Genomic DNA, 18,390 nt, shown 5'->3' with positions numbered 1-18,390 from the left:
GGGCCCATCGTGCACCCGACCACTGACAGCGACGCACAATGGCGGCCATGACCTCCTCCGAGCCCGGGCAGGAGACGGCCCGGCACTGGCTGGCGCCGGAACTCCCCGGCGTCGACCTGCTGCGGGCCCGCTATGTCCGGCGGACCTTCATCCGGCACACCCACCGCACCTTTGTGATCGCCGGGATCACCCAGGGCGTGGAGGCGTTCCACCATCGGGGAACGGTGGAGCGGGCCGGGGCGGGCGGGCTGGTGATGATCAATCCGGATGTTCCGCACACCGGGCACGCCGCCGTGCCCGAGGGCTGGGCCTACGGCGCCCTCTACCCCTCGCCCGAGGTGGTGGACGCGATCGCCGCCGAGGTGGTCGGGCTGCGCGGAGCCGCCTGGTTCACCGATCCCGTGGTGCACGATCCGAAGGCGGTGCGGCTGGTGGGGCGGGTGCTGCGGGCCACCGAGGAGGGGAACGCGCTGGCCGCCGACAGCCTCCTTCGACTGACCGTCGCACGGCTGCTGTTGACCGCCGGTGGCGCGCGCCCCCGGCGGGTGAGGCGCCAGGCCGGCGCGCGCCTGGCTCAACGCGCCCGGGAGTGTCTGCTGGAGCGGATGGCTCGACCGCCCACCCTGGAACGGTTGGCCGCGGGGCTGGACACCAGCCCCTTCGCCCTGCTGCGGGCGTTCCGCGAGCGGTACGGGATGCCGCCGCACGCCTGGCTGACCGATGCCAGGGTGCACCGGGCCAGGGAGCTGCTCGATAGCGGGGTGCGTCCCGCCGATGCCGCGCTCGCCGTCGGCTTCACCGACCAGTCCCATCTCCACCGGCACTTCCGGCGCACCGTCGGCGTGCCACCCGGGGCCTACCAGCGGGAACGCCGCGCGACGGCGCTTCCTCCCGATGTCGTTCAAGGTGCAAGAACGTACAAGAAACAGAACCATCCGGGCGCATAACGTTCAGCCGTGATGGAAAACCTGACAGATCAGCCGACCGTGGAGGAGCGCCGCGCCACGGTCAGGGACGCCCTCGGCGTGGGCTTCGCCGTGGGGATCTCCGGATTCGCCTTCGGTATCACCGCCGCGACCAACGGGCTGAGCGTGCCACAGGCCTGTGTGCTCAGCCTGCTCGTCTTCACCGGCGCCTCCCAGTTCGCGCTGGTCGGCGCGTTGGCCGCGGGGGGAAGCCCGGTCACGGCGGCTGCCGGCGCGTTCTTTCTCGGCGTCCGCAACTGCTTCTACGGACTGCGGCTCTCCGCCCTGCTGCGGCTGCCCCGACGGATACGCCCCCTGGCGGCGCACTGGGTGATCGACGAGACCTCGGTGGTGGCCCTCGCCCAGCGCGGACCCCGGCTGGCCAGGCTGGGCTTCGCCGTCAGCGGCAGCACGCTCTTCGTCTGCTGGAACGTGACCACGCTGCTGGGCGCCGTCGGGGCCGACTCGATCGGCGACCCCGACGCCTGGGGCCTCGACGCCGCCTCGCCCGCGGTCTTCCTGGCGCTGCTGGCGCCCATGCTGCGGACCACGAGCGAGCGGGCGACCGCCGCCGTCGCGGTGGTGCTGGCCCTGGTCTGCCTGCCGGTGCTGCCCTCCGGGGTGCCGGTGCTGGTGGCCGCGCTCGCCGCGCCGCTGGTGCTGGCCGTCTCGGCCCGGAGGGGCGGCGGCGCGGATGCCGCGCCGGAGGGGCCGGAGGTGGCGCCATGACCGCCTGGGTCGCCATCGGCCTCACCGCGGTCGGCTGCTATCTGGCCAAGCTGCTCGGCCTCTCGATCCCGCCGGCGTCCCTGGAACGCCCCGTGGTGCGCCGGCTCGCCGCCCTGTTGCCGGTGGCGCTGCTGGCCGCGCTCACCGCCCTGCAGACCGTCGACGACGGCAACGGCGCCCTGGCGCTGGACGCCAGGGTGGCCGGGCTGACGGCGGCCGGGGTGGCGCTGCTGTTGCGCGCTCCCTTCCTGCTGGTGATCGGGGTGGCGGTGCTGGTCACGGCCGGTTGTCGGACACTCGGTGGTTGAGTCAGCGGCTGAGTCGGCGGGCCGGCGGTGCCGGCCCGCCGCGCCGGCTGGGGATACTGGGGGCATGCGGTTGACGGAGTTCTGGGAGCGGATGACGGAGCAGTTCGGCGCGGGTTACGCGGACTCCTTCGCCAGGGATCATGTGATGTCCCAACTGGGCGGACGCACGGTGTACGAGGCGTTGGACGCCGGTTGGGATCCCAAGGACGTCTGGCGCGCGCTGTGTTCCACCATCGACGTGCCCCACCACCTGCGCTGACGGCTCTGACCTGCGGGTTTGTCGGGCTGTCAGGAGGGTGCTCCGGCCGGCCCGCTCGCTTGACACGTAAATCGAACGGAAGTTCTTATGGGGGTGCGGATACGGCGTCCAGCCCTCCGCGAGCCCCGGGCGCGTGCCGATTGTCAGTGGCGGGCGCTAGCGTCCGTGGTTGTGAAGCGATCAAATCAGACGGACCGGGTGGCACCCATGGCAGGTACGGACCGCGAGAAGGCGCTCGACGCCGCACTCGCGCAGATTGAACGGCAGTTCGGCAAGGGCGCGGTGATGCGGCTGGGCGAGCGGCCGGACGAGCCGATCGAGATCATCGAGACCGGATCCACGGCCCTCGATGTGGCTCTGGGCGTCGGTGGGTTGCCGCGTGGCCGGGTGGTGGAGGTCTTCGGCCCCGAGTCCTCGGGCAAGACGACCCTCACCCTGCACGCGGTGGCGAACGCGCAGAAGGCCGGCGGCACCGTCGCCTTCGTGGACGCGGAGCACGCCCTCGACCCCGAGTACGCCAAGCGGCTCGGCGTGGACGTGGACCAGCTGATCCTCTCCCAGCCGGACAACGGCGAACAGGCGCTGGAGATCACGGACATGCTGATCCGCTCCGGCGCGCTCGACCTGATCGTCATCGACTCGGTGGCGGCCCTGGTGCCCAGGGCGGAGATCGAGGGCGAGATGGGCGACTCCCATGTCGGCCTCCAGGCCCGGCTGATGAGCCAGGCGCTGCGGAAGATCACGGGTGCGCTCAGCCAGTCGAAGACCACGGCCATCTTCATCAACCAGCTCAGGGAGAAGGTCGGCGTGATGTTCGGCTCTCCCGAGACCACCACGGGTGGTCGGGCGCTGAAGTTCTACGCCTCGGTGCGGCTGGACATCCGGCGCATCGAAACCCTCAAGGACGGCACCGACGCGGTGGGCAACCGCACCCGCGTCAAGGTCGTCAAGAACAAGGTCGCCCCGCCGTTCAAGCAGGCCGAGTTCGACATCCTCTACGGCACGGGCATCAGCCGCGAGGGCGGGCTGATCGACATGGGCGTCGAGCACGGCTTCATCCGCAAGTCCGGCGCCTGGTACACCTACGGCGGTGACCAGCTGGGCCAGGGCAAGGAGAACGCGCGGAACTTCCTCAAGGACAACCCCGATCTGGCCGACGAGGTCGAGAAGAAGATCAAGGAGAAGCTGGGCATCGGCCCCAAGCCCCCGGAGGTCTCGCCCGAGGGCGAGCCGGCCGAGGACGCGGCCAAGGCCGCCGCCAAGGACATCCCCGCCCCGCCGGCCCAGGCCACCAAGGCGCAGGCAGCGGCCAAGGCGCCCCGGGCGGCCAAGGCCGTCGCGGCCAAGAGCTGACGCGTGACCCGGCGCAGCGACTGGCCCGAGCCAGGGCCTGGGCCGGCGCCGGCCCAGGCCCGGCCGGCCGGCCCGCCGGCGGAGCCGGCCGATCCGGTGCAGCGGGCCCGGAGCATCTGCCTGGGCCTGCTCGCCGGAACGCCGCGCACCAGACGGCAGTTGGCCGAGGCGCTTCGGCGCAGGGAGATCCCGGAGGAGGCGATCGCCGAGGTCCTCGACCGGTTCGAGGAGGTCGGCCTGATCGACGACGCGCTCTTCGCGGAGGCATGGGTGGAGTCCCGGCACCACGGCCGGGGGCTGGCCCGGCGGGCGCTGGCCCGTGAGCTGCGCACCAAGGGGGTGGCTCCGGCGGTGATCGACCAGGCGGTCGACCAGCTGGATCCGGAGCGGGAGGAGGAGACCGCCCGGGCGCTGGTCGCGCGCCGGCTCCCGGCCACCCGGGGGCTGCCGCCGGTCAAGCGGATGCGCCGGCTGGTGGGGATGCTCGCCCGCAAGGGATACGCGGAGGGGCTGGCGCTACGGCTGGTGCGCGAGGCGCTGGAAGCCGAGGGCCAGTCCCTGGAGAGCTGGGAGGACTATGCCCCCGATACCCCCTGAAACGCCGGCATCCCGGGCGCCGGGGCGGCCGGGGGCGTCAGCGCGGCGCCGCCGGGGCCGGTGCGCCGCGCAGCCAGTGCACGGTCTCGCGCAGGGCCCGCTGGTCGGCGCCGGGCAGGCTGGCCGTCAGCTGCCCGTCGGGCCGTACCACCAGCAGCGTGTGCGCCCCGGCGCCCGGGTACTCCTCGGTGACCAGCAGTTCGGCCGGTAGTTCCAAGGTCTCGGCGACGGCGGCCAACTCCGGCATCAGGCCGGCCGACAGCCAGTGTCTGGCGTCCCAGACCCGGGCGCCCGGCGCGGTCAGCACCAGGAGCAGCGGCCCGCCCAGCCGATCCCGCAGCCGGCTCCTGGTCCCGTCGAGCGCGGTCACCGGCACATCGGTCACCGGCGTGCCGGGGCGAGTGGCCGAGGCCGCGGTGACGGCCCCGTTGAGCGGGGAGTTCCCGTAGTCGGCCGGCCCGCCCAGCGCGCCCTGCCCCGCGTGCGCCTCGCCGAGCAGCGCCAGCCTGCCCCGCCCACGGCCGGCGAGCCTGGTGGCCAGCCCGCCCCGCCCCCGCACCAGCGGAAGCGCCTGGTCCACGGCGCGCAGCCGCCTGCCGACGGCGCCCCTGCGTTCCGTCTGGTAGCTGTCCAACAGCCGTTCCGCGTTCCCCTCGCGGCAGGCGACGGCCAGCTTCCAGGCGAGGTTCTCCGCGTCCCGCAGCCCCTCCGTCACCTGTTGCGTCCCCAGGGCCCCCAACAGGTGGGCCGCGTCCCCGGCGAGAAAGACCCGGTCCACCCGCCAGGCGCGGGCGAGCCGCTGATGGCAGGTGTGCACCCCGGTGTCCAGCAGTTCGTGGTCGGGCACCTCGCCGTCGTGCCAGGCGGCCAATGTGCCGTGCACCCGTTGAAGCAGGGCCTCGGGGGTGACAAGGCCCTCGTCCGCCGGCAGCGGCCAGTCCAGCCGCCAGCGGCCCTCGGTCAGCGGCCGCGCCGTGACCTCGCCGACCGGGAGCCCTCGATGGAGGCCCACCTCGCCCGGGTGCGGCAGTTCGGCGCGCAGGGCCGCCACCGCGTAGCGCTCGACCGCCGTACGCCCGGGGAACGGCGCGCCCAACAGCTTGCGCACCGTGGAGCGCGCGCCGTCGCACCCCACCAGATAGCGGCCGCGCCACTGCCTGCTCTCCTCGGGCCGCCCGTCGGAGCGTCGCGACACGCTGTGCGCCAGCACCTCTTCGCCGTGCTGCTCGAAGTCGGTCAGCCGGTGGCCCCGCGCCATCCGCACCAGCTCCTGCCGGACGACGGCGTCCCGCAGCGTCGCCTCCAGCACATGCTGCGGCAGATGGAGCGGCGCGTCGGCGGGCTCGAATGCCCGGTGTGCGACGGTCCGCCCCCGGTGGGTGCCACGCCAACCGGCCCAGCCGGCCGCCTCCCTGGCGGCCCCGGGGAGCGCGCCCCACCGGGCCACGTCGGGCGCCAGCACACAGCTGCGGGCCAGCCGCGAGGTCGGCGGGTCGGTCGATCCGTCGAGGACGACGGACGGGACGCCGTGCCCGGCCAGGGCAAGCGCCAGCGCGAGCCCCGTAGGGCCCGCGCCGACGATGATCACGGGCAGCACAGCACGTATGCAACCCAGCCCCGCCGCAACCGTCAAGTCGGCGTCGGAACGCGCCGGTTGCGCGGCGGCCTAGCCACCCCCGTCGCGTGCGCCGCCACGGTCCGGGTCGTCGTCACGCGCGTCGGGGTCGGCGCCGATGGCGCCCGTCGCTCCCGTGCCGAGCACGGGGGCCGCGATGCCGCCGCCGCCGGCCTGTGTCTCTTCGGCCATGTCGTGCGGCACGACCGCTCCGGTGCCGCGTCGACCGCGCCGGATGCGTCCCTCCAGCCAGCTGGCGAAGGCGGTCAGCAGGAAGTTGACCACGACAAAGAGGATCGCGGCGACGGTGTAGGCGGCGATGGTGTTGCTGTAGTTGCTCGACACCAGCCGCGTTGCGCTCAGCAGTTCGGCGAAGCCGAGCAGCGCGCCGCCCAGTGCGGTGTCCTTGACGATCACCACCAGCTGGCTGACGATCGCCGGCAGCATCGCCGTGACCGCCTGGGGCAGCAGCACGAAGAGCATGGTCTGGCTCTTGCGCATGCCGATCGCCTGTGCCGCGTCCGTCTGGCCCCGGGGCAGTGAGAGCACCCCGGCTCGGACGATCTCGGCGAGCACCGCGGCGTTGTAGAGCACCAGACCGGTGACCACCGCGTACATCGGGCGGCTGTCCCGAGCGATGTTGGACCACTCCGCGTACGCCTGGTTGGCGAACAGCATCAGCATCAGGACGGGGATGGAACGGAAGAACTCCACGACCGTGCCGGCCGGCCGGCTGATCCACCAGTGGTCGGACAGCCGGCCGATCCCCAGCAGCGCGCCCAACGGCAGCGCGATGACCAGCGCCAGCGCGGCGGCGGTCATGGTCTCCTGCAGTCCCGGCAGCAGATAGGTGGTCCAGATCCGGGAGTCGGTGACAAACGGGTCCCAGCGCGAGGCGTCGAGCTGGTTCTTGTCGTTGAGCACGGTCAGCAGCCACCACAGGGGCAGCAGCAGGGCGACGATGAACAGTACGGTCAGCAGCCAGTTGCGCACCTTGGCGCGCGGCCCGGGGACGTCATACAGAACAGAGGGCTTACTCATCGCTTCACCGCCACACGCTTGCTCACCCAGCCGAGGAAGATCCCGGTCGGAAGGGTGAGGACAATGAATCCAAAGGCGAACACGGCGGCGATCGGGAGCAGTTGGGCCTCCCGCTCGATCATGTCCTTCATCAGCAGCGCGGACTCGGCCACGCCGATCGTCGCGGCCACGGTGGTGTTCTTGGTGAGCGCGATCAGCACGTTGGCCAGCGGCGGCACCACCGAGCGGAACGCCTGCGGCAGCACCACCAGGGTCAGCACCTGGCTGAAGTTGAGCCCGAGCGCCCTGGCCGCCTCGGCCTGGCCGACGGGCACCGTGTTGATGCCGGAGCGCAGCGCCTCGCAGACGAAGGTGGCCGTGTAGGCGGAGAAGCCGAGCACCGCCAGACGGAACGCGGTGGTCCCCGAGTCGTCCGCCCACATGTTCAGGCCCAGGGTGAGAGCCAACCCCTGGGAGCAGGCCACGATGATCAGCGTGAGCGGGATGTTCCGCACGATGTTCACATAGGCCGTGCCGAAGGCGCGCATCACCGGGACCGGGCTGACCCGCATCGCGGCCAGGACGGTCCCCCAGATCAGGGAGCCGATCGCGGAGAAAACGGTGAGCTGCACCGTGGTCCAGAACGCCCCGAAGAGGTCGTACTGGTCGAGATCAAGGAAATCGAACACGGAATCTCTCAGTCTCGCCTAGAGGGTAGGGAAGAGTGTGGCGTGCCACCGCTGGGACGGCACGCCACCGAGTGAAACCGGAACGGGTCAGCTGGTCTCGGTGATTTCCGGGGCCGGCTCGGCGTTGTAGTTGGCCGGGCCGAAGTTGGCCTCGACCGCCTCGTCCCAGGCGCCCTCGTCGACCATCTTGGTGATGGCGGCGTTGATGTCGTCCCGCAGCTCGGTCTCGCCCTTGGGGACGCCCACGCCGTAGTGCTCCGGGCCGAGCGCCAGACCGGCCAGCTCGAACTTGCCGACGTTCTGCTCCTGCGCGGCGTAGCCGGCCAGGATGGAGTCGTCGGTGGTCAGCGCGTCCACGGTGCCGTTCTCCAGGCCGGTGAGGCACTCGGAGTAGGTGGCCAGCTCGATCAGGTCCGCGTCGGGGGCGATGTTCTCCTTGACCTTGGCCGCCGAGGTCGAGCCACCCACCGAACAGAGGTTCAGGTCGTTGATGGCCTCCTCGTCGGGGACCGACTCGCCCGCGCGGATCAGCAGGTCCTGGTTGGCGATGAAGTAGGGGCCGGCGAAGTCGACCTGCTCCTTGCGCTCGTCGGTGATCGAGTAGCTGGCCACGATGAAGTCGACATCGCCACGGCTCAGCATGGTCTCGCGGTCACCGCTGGGGGACTCGACCCAGTCGATCTGGGACGGCTCGTAGCCCAGCTCGCCGGCGATGAAGGTGGCCACGTCGACGTCGAAGCCGACGAACTCGCCGTCCGGGGTCTTCAGGCCCAGGCCCGGCTGGTCGTACTTGATGCCGATGCTGATGCTTTCGCCGGCGTTGCTGCCGGTGCCGCCGTCACCGCCGTCGCCGTCCCCGTCGTCGCTGCCACAGGCGGTGGCGGCGAGGGAGAGGGCGAGCACGCTGGCGGCGAGGGCGGTGGCCTTACGGAGTCTCATGGTGCATATGTCCTTATGTCGAGAAGGGGGCTTGGGGGCTGACAGAACAAGCGGCTCGTCTGGGGGTTCAGTGCTGGAGGATCTTCGACAGGAAGTCCTTGGCCCGGTCACTGCGCGGGTTGTCGAAGAACTGGTGCGGTTCGGCCTCCTCGACGATCCGGCCGTCGGCCATGAAGACCACGCGGTTCGCCGCCGACCGGGCGAAGCCCATCTCGTGGGTGACCACGACCATGGTCATCCCCTCCTGAGCCAGCTGCTGCATGACCTCAAGGACCTCGTTGATCATCTCGGGGTCCAGCGCCGAGGTGGGCTCGTCGAAGAGCATCACCTTGGGCTCCATGGCCAGGGCGCGGGCGATGGCGACGCGCTGCTGCTGGCCGCCGGAGAGCTGCGCCGGGTACTTGTCGGCCTGGTTGCCCACGCCCACCCGGTCCAGCAGCTGCCTGGCCTTGGCCTCCGCCTCGTCCTTGGCGACGCCCCGCACCTTGACCGGGCCGAGCGTCACGTTCTGCAGCACCGTCTTGTGCGCGAAGAGGTTGAACGCCTGGAAGACCATGCCGACGTCGGCCCGGAGCCTGGCCAACTCCCGGCCCTCAGCGGGCAGCGGCTTCTCATCGATGGTGATGGTGCCGTCGTCGATGGTTTCCAGGCGGTTGATGGCCCGGCAGAGCGTGGACTTGCCCGAGCCCGAGGGGCCGATCACGACGACGACCTCGCCGCGCTTGATGGTCAGATTGATGTCCTGGAGGACGTGCAGCGCACCGAAGTGCTTGTTCACGCTGTCCAGGACGACCAGGTCCTCCGCCAGGGGCGCGGCATCCGCGGGGTCCTTGGTCAGCGGCGCATCGCTCATCGTGGAGTAGCTCCATCCTCGTCGGTTGGCAGGGACCCTAGCCAGCTGTACAACGTAGCGTCTGCAGATCTGAGCGGAAATTGAGCATAACGATCCGGTCGCGTCTCTCTACGGGCAGTGACCGCCTGTGGCCTACGGTCGGCGTGGGGTTACGGAATTGTTCCGTGACGTCCGAGTGGTGTTCGCTCCTGCTTCAATCGTTCTCGTAGCGCTGCTTCAGGGTTCCGGGGGGATCCTGCCGGGCGGTGTGCGGAGCGGGCGGAAGGGAGGCAGGATGCGACTGCTGTTGGTCGAGGACGACGAGCATGTCGGTGCCGCGCTGGTGGCGGTGCTCAGCCGGCACGGCTTCGACGTGGTGCGGGTGCGCTGTGGCGAGGACGGGCTGGCCCAGGTGCGGGCCGGTGGCTTCGGCGTGGTCCTGCTCGATCTCGGCCTCCCCGACCTGGACGGGTTCGAGGTCTGCGGTCGGATCCGACGCCTCACCTCGACCCCGGTGATCATGGTCACCGCCCGGGCCGACGTCAGATCCCGCGTGCACGGCCTCAACCTCGGCGCCGACGACTATGTGGTCAAGCCCTATGACACCGCCGAGCTGTTGGCCCGCATCCACGCGGTGAGCCGTCGCACCGGCGCCGACGAGTCGACCCCGACGGAGGAGCCGGCGCCCGGGGTGCTCGCCCTGGGCCCGATGGAGGTGGAGCTGTCCACCCGCAGCGTGCGGGTCGACGGCGAGCGGGTCCAGCTCACCCGCAAGGAGTTCGACCTGTTGGCGCTCCTGGCCCAGCGTCCCGGGGTGGTGTTCCGCCGGGAGCAGATCATCAGCGATGTCTGGCGGACCAGCTGGGAGGGCACCGGGCGCACCCTGGAGGTGCATGTCGCCTCGCTCCGCGCCAAGCTGCGCCGCCCGGAGCTGGTGGAGACCGTCCGGGGCGTCGGCTACCGGCTGGCGTTGCCGGCCCGGGGAACGGGCTGACCCGGCCGCCACGAACCTCAGGACCGGACCACCAGGACTAGACGACAGGACCTCCCCCCGTGCGCGCGCGTCTGCTTCCGCTGCTGATCGTCCTGTTGACGGGCGTGCTGCTGGCCCTGGGCATCCCGCTGGCCACCAGCCAGGCGCACAGCGAGCAGCAGCGGGTGGTGGTGGACCGGATCGACGATACGGCGCGGTTCGCCTCGCTGGCCCAGTTCGCCGCCGAGTCGCCCAACGACGGCAGCCACCTCAGGCCGTTGGCCACGCTGCGGGAGGAACTGAACCGCTACCACGAGGTGTACGGGATCAGCGCCGGCGTCTTTCGGAGGGACGGGCGCCCCATGGCGGTGGCGCCGGACCGTTGGGAGGCTCCGGGGGGCGTGGCGGGGCGGGAGTTCACCGAGGCGCTGGCGGGGCGCCGCAGCCAGGGCCCGGCGCAGGTCTGGCCCTGGGACGACCAGCGCACGCTGGTGGTGGCCTCGCCGGTGATCAGGGACGGCGATGTGATCGCGGTGGTGGTCACCGAGTCGCCCACCGGTCCGCTGCGCTCCACCATCCTGCAGAGCTGGCTGCCGATCCTGGTCGGCGAGGCCGCGGCGCTGCTGCTGGCGCTGGTGGCCGCTTTCCAGCTCACCCGCTGGGTGCTGCGCCCGGTGCGGGTGCTGGACCGGGCCACCCACCACATCGCGACCGGCCGGCTGACGGCCCGGGTCGCGCCGGCCGGCGGGCCGCCGGAGCTGCGCCGGCTGGCGGTCTCCTTCAACGAGATGGCCGACCATGTGGAGGAGGTGCTGGAACAGCAGCGGGCCTTTGTCGCCGACGCCTCCCACCAGCTGCGCAACCCCCTGGCGGCGCTGCTGCTGCGGATCGACCTGCTCGGCCTCGAACTGCCCGAGGGCAACGAGGAGTTCGCCTCGGTGCGGGCCGAGGGCAAGCGGCTGGCCGAGGTGCTGGACGGGCTGCTCGGCCTGGCGCTCGCCGAGCACAGCGCGGCCGACACCCGGGTGGTGGACGTGGCCGCGCTGGTCGCCGAGCGGGTCGCCGCCTGGCGGCCGGTCGCGGACCGGAGCGGTGTCCGGCTGCGCCTGGAGGGCGCCTCGGCGGTGACCGGCTGGGCCGACCCGGTGGGGCTCTCCAGCGCGCTGGACGCGGTGGTCGACAACGCGCTGAAGTTCACCCCCGAGGGCGGCCTGGTGACGGTGACGGTGACCCCGCACCGGGAGCGGGTGGTCCTGGAGGTGGCGGACACCGGGCCCGGGGTCGACGAGGACGAGCTGGAACGGGTGGGCTCGCGCTTCTGGCGCAGCCAGCGGCACCAGAACGTGTCCGGGTCCGGGCTCGGCCTCTCCATCGTCGGCGCGCTGTTGGCCGCCGGCGGCGCCAGGATCGACTACGCCCACCACGAGCCGACCGGGCTGCGGGTGACCGTGACGGTGCCCCGGCACGCGCCGGAGCCCGCCACGTTCGTGCCGATCAGTCCCGAGCGGTCGGGCCCAGGCGGAGCGTGAGGATCTCGAAGGGGCGCAGGGCCACCTCCACGCGCCCGTCCGCCACCTCGTGCGCCGGCGCGTCCGCCAGCGGGCGCTCCAGCAGGTCGGTGACGGTCGCCGACTCCACCGGCACGGTGAGGCGCAGCGCGCCCGCCGCGCGCCGCCCGCCCGACTCGTAGAGGCGGACCACCAGGTCCCCGCTGCCGTCGTCGGCGAGCTTGACCGCCGACACCGTGAGGCTGGCGGCCCCCGGGGTGTTCTCGACCTCGACCAGCGGCGGCACCTCGTTCCCGCCGGGCACCGCACGCTCGGGCAGGTTGATCCGATGCCCCTCGCGCACCGCGTCGCCCAGGTCCGCGCCGGGCGCCAGGGCGTACCGCAGCCGGTGCTCGCCCTGGTCGGTCTCCGGGTCGGGGTAGCGCGGGGCGCGCAGCAGGGACAGCCGGACCGTGGTGGTCTGCCCGCCGTCGGGCCGTACATCCCTGGTGATGTCATGGCCGTAGGTGGAGTCGTTCACCAGGGCCACGCCGAAGCCCGGCTCGCCCACATGAACCCAGCGGTGCGCGCAGATCTCGAACTTGGCGGTCTCCCACGAGGTGTTGGTGTGGGTGGGCCGGAACACATGCCCGAACTGCGTCTCGGCGGCCGACTGGTCGGCCTTCACATCGAGCGGGAAGGCGGCCTTGAGCACCTTCTCCGTCTCCCGCCAGTCGATGGTGGTGTCGATGTCCAGCACGCGCGCGCCGGCGCGCAGCGTCAGCAGCTGCACCACCCGGGACGCGCCGAACGCGCGCTCCAGGCGGACCGTGGCCGCCTCCTCGTCGGCCTCGGCCAGCGTCAGTGCCTCGACGTCCACCAGGTCGGTGACCCGGTTGCGGTAGAAGGCGTCCAGGTCCCAGGCGTCCCAGGCGTTGGGGAAGTCGGGGTGCAGCTGGAGCAGGTTGCCGGCGCCGCCGGGGGCGATGGCCTCGCGCCCGCTGTCGGCGTCCACCGCCGAGACGACCAGGCCGCGCTCGTCGATCTCGATCCGCAGCAGCCCGTTCGCCAGCACGAAGCCGCCGCCGGCGCGCGCGCCGGCGGTCACCGGCGCGGACTCGCGCGCCGGGCGCGGACCCGCGCCGCCGGCCGGGATGCCGTCGCGCTCGTGCGGCGCCGCGTTGAAGACGACGGTGCCCGCGCCGTCGCCGGCCAGCGCCCGCTGCGCGGTGTCGACCAGGGTCAGCAGCTCCTCGCGGACTCGCGCGTAGGTCTCCCTGGCCTCCCGGTGCACCCAGGCGATGGAGGAGCCGGGCAGGATGTCGTGGAACTGGTGCAGCAGCACCGTCTTCCAGATCCGGTCGAGATCGGCGTACGGATAGGCGTAGCCGGGGACCCGCACGGCCGCGGTGGCCGCCCACAGCTCGGCCTCGCGCAGCAGCGACTCGCTGTGCCGGTTGCCCTGTTTGGTCTTGGCCTGCGAGGTGTAGGTGCCCCGGTGCAGCTCCAGGTACAGCTCGCCCACCCACACCGGCGCGTCCGGGTACTCCTCGTGCGCCTTGGCGAAGAAGTCGGCCGGCGGCTCGATCTCGACCCGGGGCGAGCCCTCCAGATCCCGCACCCGACGGGCGCGGCCCAGCATCTCCCTGGTGGGGCCGCCACCCCCGTCGCCGAAGCCGAACGGCACCAGCGAACGGGTGCCCCGTCCCTTCTCCCGGTAGTTGCGCGCGGCATGCGCCAGCTCGCCGCCGCCGAGGTCGGAGTTGTAGGTGTCGACGGGCGGGAAGTGGGTGAAGACCCGGGTGCCGTCGATGCCCTCCCACCAGAAGGTGTGGTGCGGGAAGGCGTTGGTCTGGCTCCAGGAGATCTTCTGGGTGAGGAACCACTTGGATCCGGAGAGCTTCACCAGCTGGGGCAGCGCCGCCGTGTAGCCGAAGGAGTCGGGCAGCCAGACCTCCTCGGTCTCGATCCCGAACTCCTCCAGGAAGAAGCGCTTCCCGTGGACGAACTGCCGGGCCATCGCCTCGCCGCCGACCATGTTGGTGTCCGACTCCACCCACATGCCGCCCACCGGGACGAACCCGCCCTCCGCGACCTTCTGCTTGACCCGCTCGTACAGCTCGGGGCGGTGCTCCTTGATCCAGGCCAGCTGCTGGGCCTGGGACATGGCGAACACCAGCTCGTCGGAGGTGTCCAGCAGCCCGACCACATTGGCGGTGGTGCGCGCGACCTTGCGCACGGTCTCGCGCAGCGGCCACAGCCAGGCGGAGTCGATATGCGCGTGACCGACGGCGCTCAGCCGGTGCGCCGAGGCGTGCGCCGGCGCGGACAGCACATCCGCGAGCCGGGCGCGTGACGCCGTGGCGGTGCCGGCGACATCGTCGAGCCGGAGTGCGTCCAACGCGTTCTCCACGGCGCGGGTCAGCGCGAAGCGCCGGGCGTCCTCGGTGGACAGCTCCGCGATCAGCGAGCCGACCACTTCGAGATCCCGTACCAGCTCCCAGACCTCGGCCTCGAAGATCGCCAACTCGGCCCTGAGCACCCGGTACAGCGGCTCGTCGCCGGCGGTCAGCCGGTCGCCGAGATCGCTGGGCACCGGATCGTTGAGGATCGGGTTGGCGGCGGCCTCGACCAGGAAGGAGACCTCCTCGCCGCCGACCGCCTCCCGGGCCACAGGCACCCAGTCGTTGTACGGATGCACGCCCTTGACGGCGGTGCCGTCCGGCCGGTGCACCAGCCCCTCGCACTGGAAGCCGGGGAGGCGCCGGTCGAAGCCCAGGTCGACGCGGGCCTGCACGGCCCGTCCCGCCCATCCGTCGGGCACCCGTCCGGTCAGCCGGAACCAGGTGGTGCCCCAGGCCGGTCCCCAGCGCTCGCCCACCCGGGCCGGGCGGTAGTCGGCGGCCAACGCCTCGGCCGCCGGCACCGGTTCGCCCGGCGCGTCCCAACGTTCCAGGGCGAGCGGCACCGCCTCGCCGTATACGGCCGGCCTGATCCGCTCGTCGAGGACTCTGCGGAGTCGCTTCTCGACAAGGTCACGGTCGTCGTGCATGACGCGTCACTCCCTGATCATCGTGTGCGGGACGTTCCCGGTTAGAGGTGGACCAGAAAGAACAGAAGCAAACGGAAAAGAACGCAGAAAATATCAGGAAGAATGAACAACCCACCGGCGCCCGGACTTGCCGTCGAGGACCGTCGCCTACGACTTGACCGAGCGGTAGTAGTCCCGGGCGCCCGGGTGCAGGGCGAGCGGCTGGGTGTAGATCGCGCTCCGCAGATCCACCCGCTGCGCGGCGTGCACCTGCTGGCCGATCCGGTCCCGCCCGTTGATCACCGACCGGGTGATCTGCTCCACCAGCCGGTCGTCCGTCCCGTCCGTGGTGATCAGCAGGTTCGCCACCGCCAGGGTGTCGATGCCCTGGGTGCCGGGAATTTCCGGATAGGCGTCCGGCGGCATCACGGCCGCCCGGTAGTGCGCCGTGTTCTCGCCCCACTCGGTCAGCACCGGCAGCAGATCGCCCAGCGGCACCAGCCGGATCGCGGTGAGATCCGCCAGCTGCTCGATCGCCGAGGTGGGCAGCCCGCCCGACCAGAAGAAGGCGTCCAGCCGGCCGGCCTCCAACATCCTGGGCATGCTGTTGATGCCGACCCGGACCGCCTCCAGATCCGACCCCTCGTCCAGCCCTGCCGCCCGCAGCAGCTCGCCCGTCACCAACTGCACCCCCGACCGGTCCTGGCCGACCCCGACCCGCAGCCCGGCCAGATCCGCGGTCCTTTCGACGGGGGAGTCGGCCGGCACCACCAGATGCATGTAGTCGTCGTAGAGCCGCGCGCAGGCCCGCAGCCGCTCCGCGCCCTCGCCGCCAGCCGCCTGGTAGGAGGCGAGCGAGTCGGCGGTGGCGATGGCGAAGTCGGCCTCCCCGGCCAGCAGCCGCTCGATGTTCTCCAACGAACCGGCGCTCTGCCGCAGCTCCATCGCCAACTGCGGCGCGTCTCGCGCCAGTTGCCCGCGCAGCAACTGCCCGTACCTGGCGTACACTCCGCTGCTCACCCCGGTGCTCAGCGTCACCTCGCCCGACGGCCGCCCGTCGTCCCTGACCACCGGCGGCAGGAACACGGCGACCAGCGCCGTGAGCGCCAGAACCACCCCGAGCAGCAGCCGACGGCGGCGCGGCGAACGAGGCCGGGCCCCTCGCTGATCCGGTGCTCCCAAGGCCACCCGAGCAAGCTATCAGCGGACCATAGACTTGGGCATGGCCAGCTGCTCCCAGACCGATGTGGATCGAGTCCTCCCCATGCCCCTTCCTTCCGCGCCCTCCGCCGCCTCGGGCCACCGCACCTACCAGGTCCGGACGTTCGGCTGTCAGATGAACGTGCACGACTCGGAACGCATGGCCGGGCTGCTGGAGGAGGCCGGCTATGTGCCGGCCGGCGAGCGCGACGAGGTCGCCGACATCGTGGTCTTCAACACCTGTGCGGTCAGGGAGAACGCCGACAACCGGCTCTACGGCAACCTCGGCCAGCTGGCGCCCAAGAAGGCCGCCCGCCCGGGCATGCAGATCGCCGTCGGCGGCTGCCTCGCCCAGAAGGACCGGGACACCATCACCCGCCGCGCCCCCTGGGTGGACGTGGTCTTCGGCACCCACAACGTCGGCAGCCTCCCGGTGCTGCTGGAGCGCGCCCGCATCGAGCGCGAGGCGCAGGTGGAGATCGCCGAATCCCTTGAGGCGTTCCCCTCCACCCTGCCCACCCGCCGGGACAGCGCCTACGCGGCCTGGGTCGCCATCTCCGTCGGCTGCAACAACACCTGCACCTTCTGCATCGTGCCCGCGCTCCGCGGCAAGGAGAAGGACCGCCGGCCCGGGGACATCCTCGCCGAGGTCGAGGCGCTGGTCGCCGAGGGCGTCATCGAGATCACCCTGCTCGGCCAGAACGTCAACGCCTACGGCTCCGACATCGGCGACCGCCGGGCGTTCTCCCAACTGCTGCGCGCCTGCGGCTCGATCGAGGGCCTGGAGCGGGTCCGCTTCACCTCCCCGCACCCCAGGGACTTCACGGACGACGTGATCGAGGCGATGGCCGGCACGCCCAACGTGATGCCGCAGCTGCACATGCCGCTCCAGTCCGGATCCTCCCGGCTGCTGCGCGCCATGCGCCGCTCCTACCGGCAGGACCGCTACCTCGGCATCATCGAGAACGTCCGCCGCGCCATCCCGGACGCCGCGATCACCACCGACATCATCGTGGGCTTCCCCGGCGAGACCGAGGAGGACTTCCAGGAGACGCTGCACGTGGTGCGCGAGGCCAGGTTCGCCCAGGCGTTCACCTTCCAGTACTCCAAGCGCCCCGGCACCCCGGCCGCCGAGATGCCGGGACAGATCCCCAAGGAGATCGTCCAGGAGCGCTACGAGCGGCTGGTCGCGCTCCAGGAGGAGATCTCCTGGGCGGAGAACAAGCGCCAGGTCGGCCGCACGGTCGAGGTGCTGGTGGCCGAGGGCGAGGGCCGCAAGGACGACGCCACCCGCCGGCTCTCAGGGCGCGCCCCCGACAACCGCCTGGTCCACTTCACCCGCCCCGAGGAGCCGGTCCGGCCCGGGGATCTGGTCACGGTCGGGATCAGCTACGCGGCGCCGCACCATCTGCTGGCCGAGGGCGTCCCGCTGGCCGTCCGCCGCAGCCGCGCCGGCGACGCCTGGGAGCGGCGGCAGGAGGCGCCGGCCGACTCCTCGGGCGGCGTGCTCCTCGGCCTGCCCAAGGTCGGCGTGCCGGCGCCGCTGCCCGAGCCCACCGGGGGCTGTGGCGTCGCGCACTCCTGAGAGCGCTGCCCTAGTACTCCAGTTGCAGTTCGCTATCGCTGCTGGTCAGGAGCCTGTTTCTGAGTGTAGCGGTGTAACGGGCCGTTATCTTCAGCGGGTTCGTGACTTCGGGTGTGGCGGGCCGTTGTGCTGGTCGTGCAGGATGATGTGCAGCCCGATGTCTGGTTGTCGGAGCTGGAAGAAGTGCTCGTGCGGGTCGGCCACCGGTTCAGCCGGGTCGATCTGCGGCGGCGGATGCGCGCCTACGTGCGGGGCCTGCTCGGCCAGGTGGGCCGGAAGAACGGCTGGCAGCTGGCCGAGTACGCAGGTCACAGCACGCCGGCTGGGTTGCAGCACTTACTCGGCCGGGCGTGCTGGGATCCTGACGAGTTACGGGATGACCTGCAGGAATACGTTGCTGAGAGGCTCGGGGATCGGGCTGGCGTGCTGATCGTCGATGACACGGGCTTCATCAAGAAGGGCACCACGTCGGCTGGGGTGCAGCGGCAGTACTCCGGCACGGCCGGCCGCACGGAGAACTGCCAGATCGGCGTGTTCGCCGCCTACGCAACCAGCAAGGGGCGGGCACTGGTCGACCGGGAGCTGTATCTGCCGAAGTCCTGGACACAGGATGCGGACCGCTGCACCGCGGCGAAGATCCCCCACGAGCGGGAGTTCGCCACCAAGGGCGATCTCGCCAAGGTGATAGTGGCCCGCGCCCTGGCCTCACCCCTGCCGATCGCCTGGGTGACCGCGGATTCCGCCTACGGCCAGGAGTGGCGCTTTCGCCGCATGCTGGAGGAAGCCGGCGTCGGCTACGTGCTGGCCG

The 18,390-nt window shown here is 71.7% G+C and carries 17 protein-coding genes; 10 read left to right on the top strand and 7 right to left on the bottom strand.

The features are described 5' to 3' along the window. The first annotated feature begins 47 nt into the window (after positions 1-47). The 6 genes from AOM46_RS31090 (at position 48) to recX (ending at position 4,211) form a co-directional block, all read left to right on the top strand. Positions 48-947 carry an AraC family transcriptional regulator gene (locus AOM46_RS31090; RefSeq protein WP_078857374.1) on the top strand — a complete coding sequence of 300 codons (900 nt, stop codon included), beginning with the start codon at positions 48-50 and terminating at the stop codon, positions 945-947. Between the two features lie 12 nt (positions 948-959). After that, positions 960-1,694: an AzlC family ABC transporter permease gene (locus tag AOM46_RS31085; protein ID WP_062218250.1), complete on the top strand. Its 735-nt coding sequence runs from the start codon at positions 960-962 to the stop codon at positions 1,692-1,694. Continuing rightward, positions 1,691-2,002 (top strand): AzlD domain-containing protein, encoded by a 312-nt coding sequence (locus tag AOM46_RS31080; RefSeq protein ID WP_062218248.1) that lies wholly within the window; start codon positions 1,691-1,693, stop codon positions 2,000-2,002. Before AOM46_RS31085 ends, AOM46_RS31080 begins: the two co-directional genes overlap by 4 nt. A 64-nt stretch (positions 2,003-2,066) precedes the next feature. Next, positions 2,067-2,261 carry a DUF3046 domain-containing protein gene (locus tag AOM46_RS31075; protein WP_062218245.1) on the top strand — a complete coding sequence of 65 codons (195 nt, stop codon included), beginning with the start codon at positions 2,067-2,069 and terminating at the stop codon, positions 2,259-2,261. A 207-nt stretch (positions 2,262-2,468) separates the two neighbouring features. After that, positions 2,469-3,614, top strand: a complete 1,146-nt coding sequence (gene recA / locus AOM46_RS31070) for a recombinase RecA (RefSeq protein ID WP_062218242.1) — start codon at positions 2,469-2,471, stop codon at positions 3,612-3,614. A gap of 3 nt (positions 3,615-3,617) precedes the next feature. Further along, the gene (gene recX, locus AOM46_RS31065) at positions 3,618-4,211 is read left to right on the top strand and encodes a recombination regulator RecX (RefSeq protein WP_062218240.1); all 594 of its coding nucleotides are present in this window, start codon (positions 3,618-3,620) and stop codon (positions 4,209-4,211) included. 37 nt (positions 4,212-4,248) lie between these two features. On the opposite strand, the gene AOM46_RS31060 is transcribed toward recX, so the two are convergent. The 5 genes from AOM46_RS31060 to AOM46_RS31040 form a co-directional block, all read right to left on the bottom strand. Then, positions 4,249-5,808, bottom strand: a complete 1,560-nt coding sequence (locus AOM46_RS31060) for an FAD-dependent monooxygenase (RefSeq protein ID WP_062218237.1) — start codon at positions 5,806-5,808, stop codon at positions 4,249-4,251. Positions 5,809-5,877: 69 nt separating this feature from the next. Further along, entirely contained in the window at positions 5,878-6,867 is a 990-nt protein-coding gene (locus AOM46_RS31055) for an amino acid ABC transporter permease (RefSeq protein ID WP_078857371.1), read from the bottom strand. Next, entirely contained in the window at positions 6,864-7,535 is a 672-nt protein-coding gene (locus AOM46_RS31050; RefSeq protein ID WP_062218234.1) for an amino acid ABC transporter permease, read from the bottom strand. The genes AOM46_RS31055 and AOM46_RS31050 overlap by 4 nt, the downstream gene beginning before the upstream one ends. A gap of 87 nt (positions 7,536-7,622) precedes the next feature. Continuing rightward, complete coding sequence (locus AOM46_RS31045) at positions 7,623-8,474, bottom strand: glutamate ABC transporter substrate-binding protein (RefSeq protein WP_062218231.1); 852 nt, start codon at positions 8,472-8,474, stop codon at positions 7,623-7,625. 67 nt (positions 8,475-8,541) lie between these two features. After that, positions 8,542-9,327: an amino acid ABC transporter ATP-binding protein gene (locus AOM46_RS31040; protein WP_062218228.1), complete on the bottom strand. Its 786-nt coding sequence runs from the start codon at positions 9,325-9,327 to the stop codon at positions 8,542-8,544. 274 nt (positions 9,328-9,601) lie between these two features. Between AOM46_RS31040 and AOM46_RS31035 the strand changes: the two genes are divergently transcribed. Both AOM46_RS31035 and AOM46_RS31030 read left to right on the top strand, forming a co-directional pair. After that, on the top strand, positions 9,602-10,300 hold the full coding sequence (locus AOM46_RS31035; protein ID WP_062218225.1) for a response regulator transcription factor: 699 nt from the start codon (positions 9,602-9,604) through the stop codon (positions 10,298-10,300). Positions 10,301-10,359: 59 nt separating this feature from the next. Then, positions 10,360-11,808, top strand: coding sequence for a HAMP domain-containing sensor histidine kinase (locus tag AOM46_RS31030; RefSeq protein ID WP_062218222.1), 1,449 nt, complete (start codon positions 10,360-10,362; stop codon positions 11,806-11,808). On the opposite strand, the gene AOM46_RS31025 is transcribed toward AOM46_RS31030, so the two are convergent. Next, complete coding sequence (locus AOM46_RS31025; RefSeq protein ID WP_062218219.1) at positions 11,774-14,818, bottom strand: glycoside hydrolase family 38 C-terminal domain-containing protein; 3,045 nt, start codon at positions 14,816-14,818, stop codon at positions 11,774-11,776. The genes AOM46_RS31030 and AOM46_RS31025 overlap by 35 nt on opposite strands. 147 nt (positions 14,819-14,965) lie before the next feature. Further along, positions 14,966-15,985 (bottom strand): TAXI family TRAP transporter solute-binding subunit, encoded by a 1,020-nt coding sequence (locus tag AOM46_RS31020; protein WP_234314151.1) that lies wholly within the window; start codon positions 15,983-15,985, stop codon positions 14,966-14,968. Positions 15,986-16,061: 76 nt separating this feature from the next. Here AOM46_RS31020 and miaB point away from each other — a divergent pair, with 76 nt between their 5' ends. Then, positions 16,062-17,582, top strand: a complete 1,521-nt coding sequence (miaB, locus tag AOM46_RS31015; protein WP_062218216.1) for a tRNA (N6-isopentenyl adenosine(37)-C2)-methylthiotransferase MiaB — start codon at positions 16,062-16,064, stop codon at positions 17,580-17,582. Between the two features lie 147 nt (positions 17,583-17,729). After that, positions 17,730-18,390 (top strand): IS701 family transposase (locus AOM46_RS31010; RefSeq protein WP_234314152.1); only part of this gene is annotated, 661 nt, incomplete at its 3' end.

The organism is Streptomyces sp. NBRC 109706 (genome assembly GCF_000974485.1).
Classification (GTDB): Bacteria; Actinomycetota; Actinomycetes; order Streptomycetales; family Streptomycetaceae; genus Streptomyces.
The sequence above is the reverse complement of the archived record's forward strand: the minus strand, read 5'-3'. Positions and strand labels throughout refer to the sequence as shown.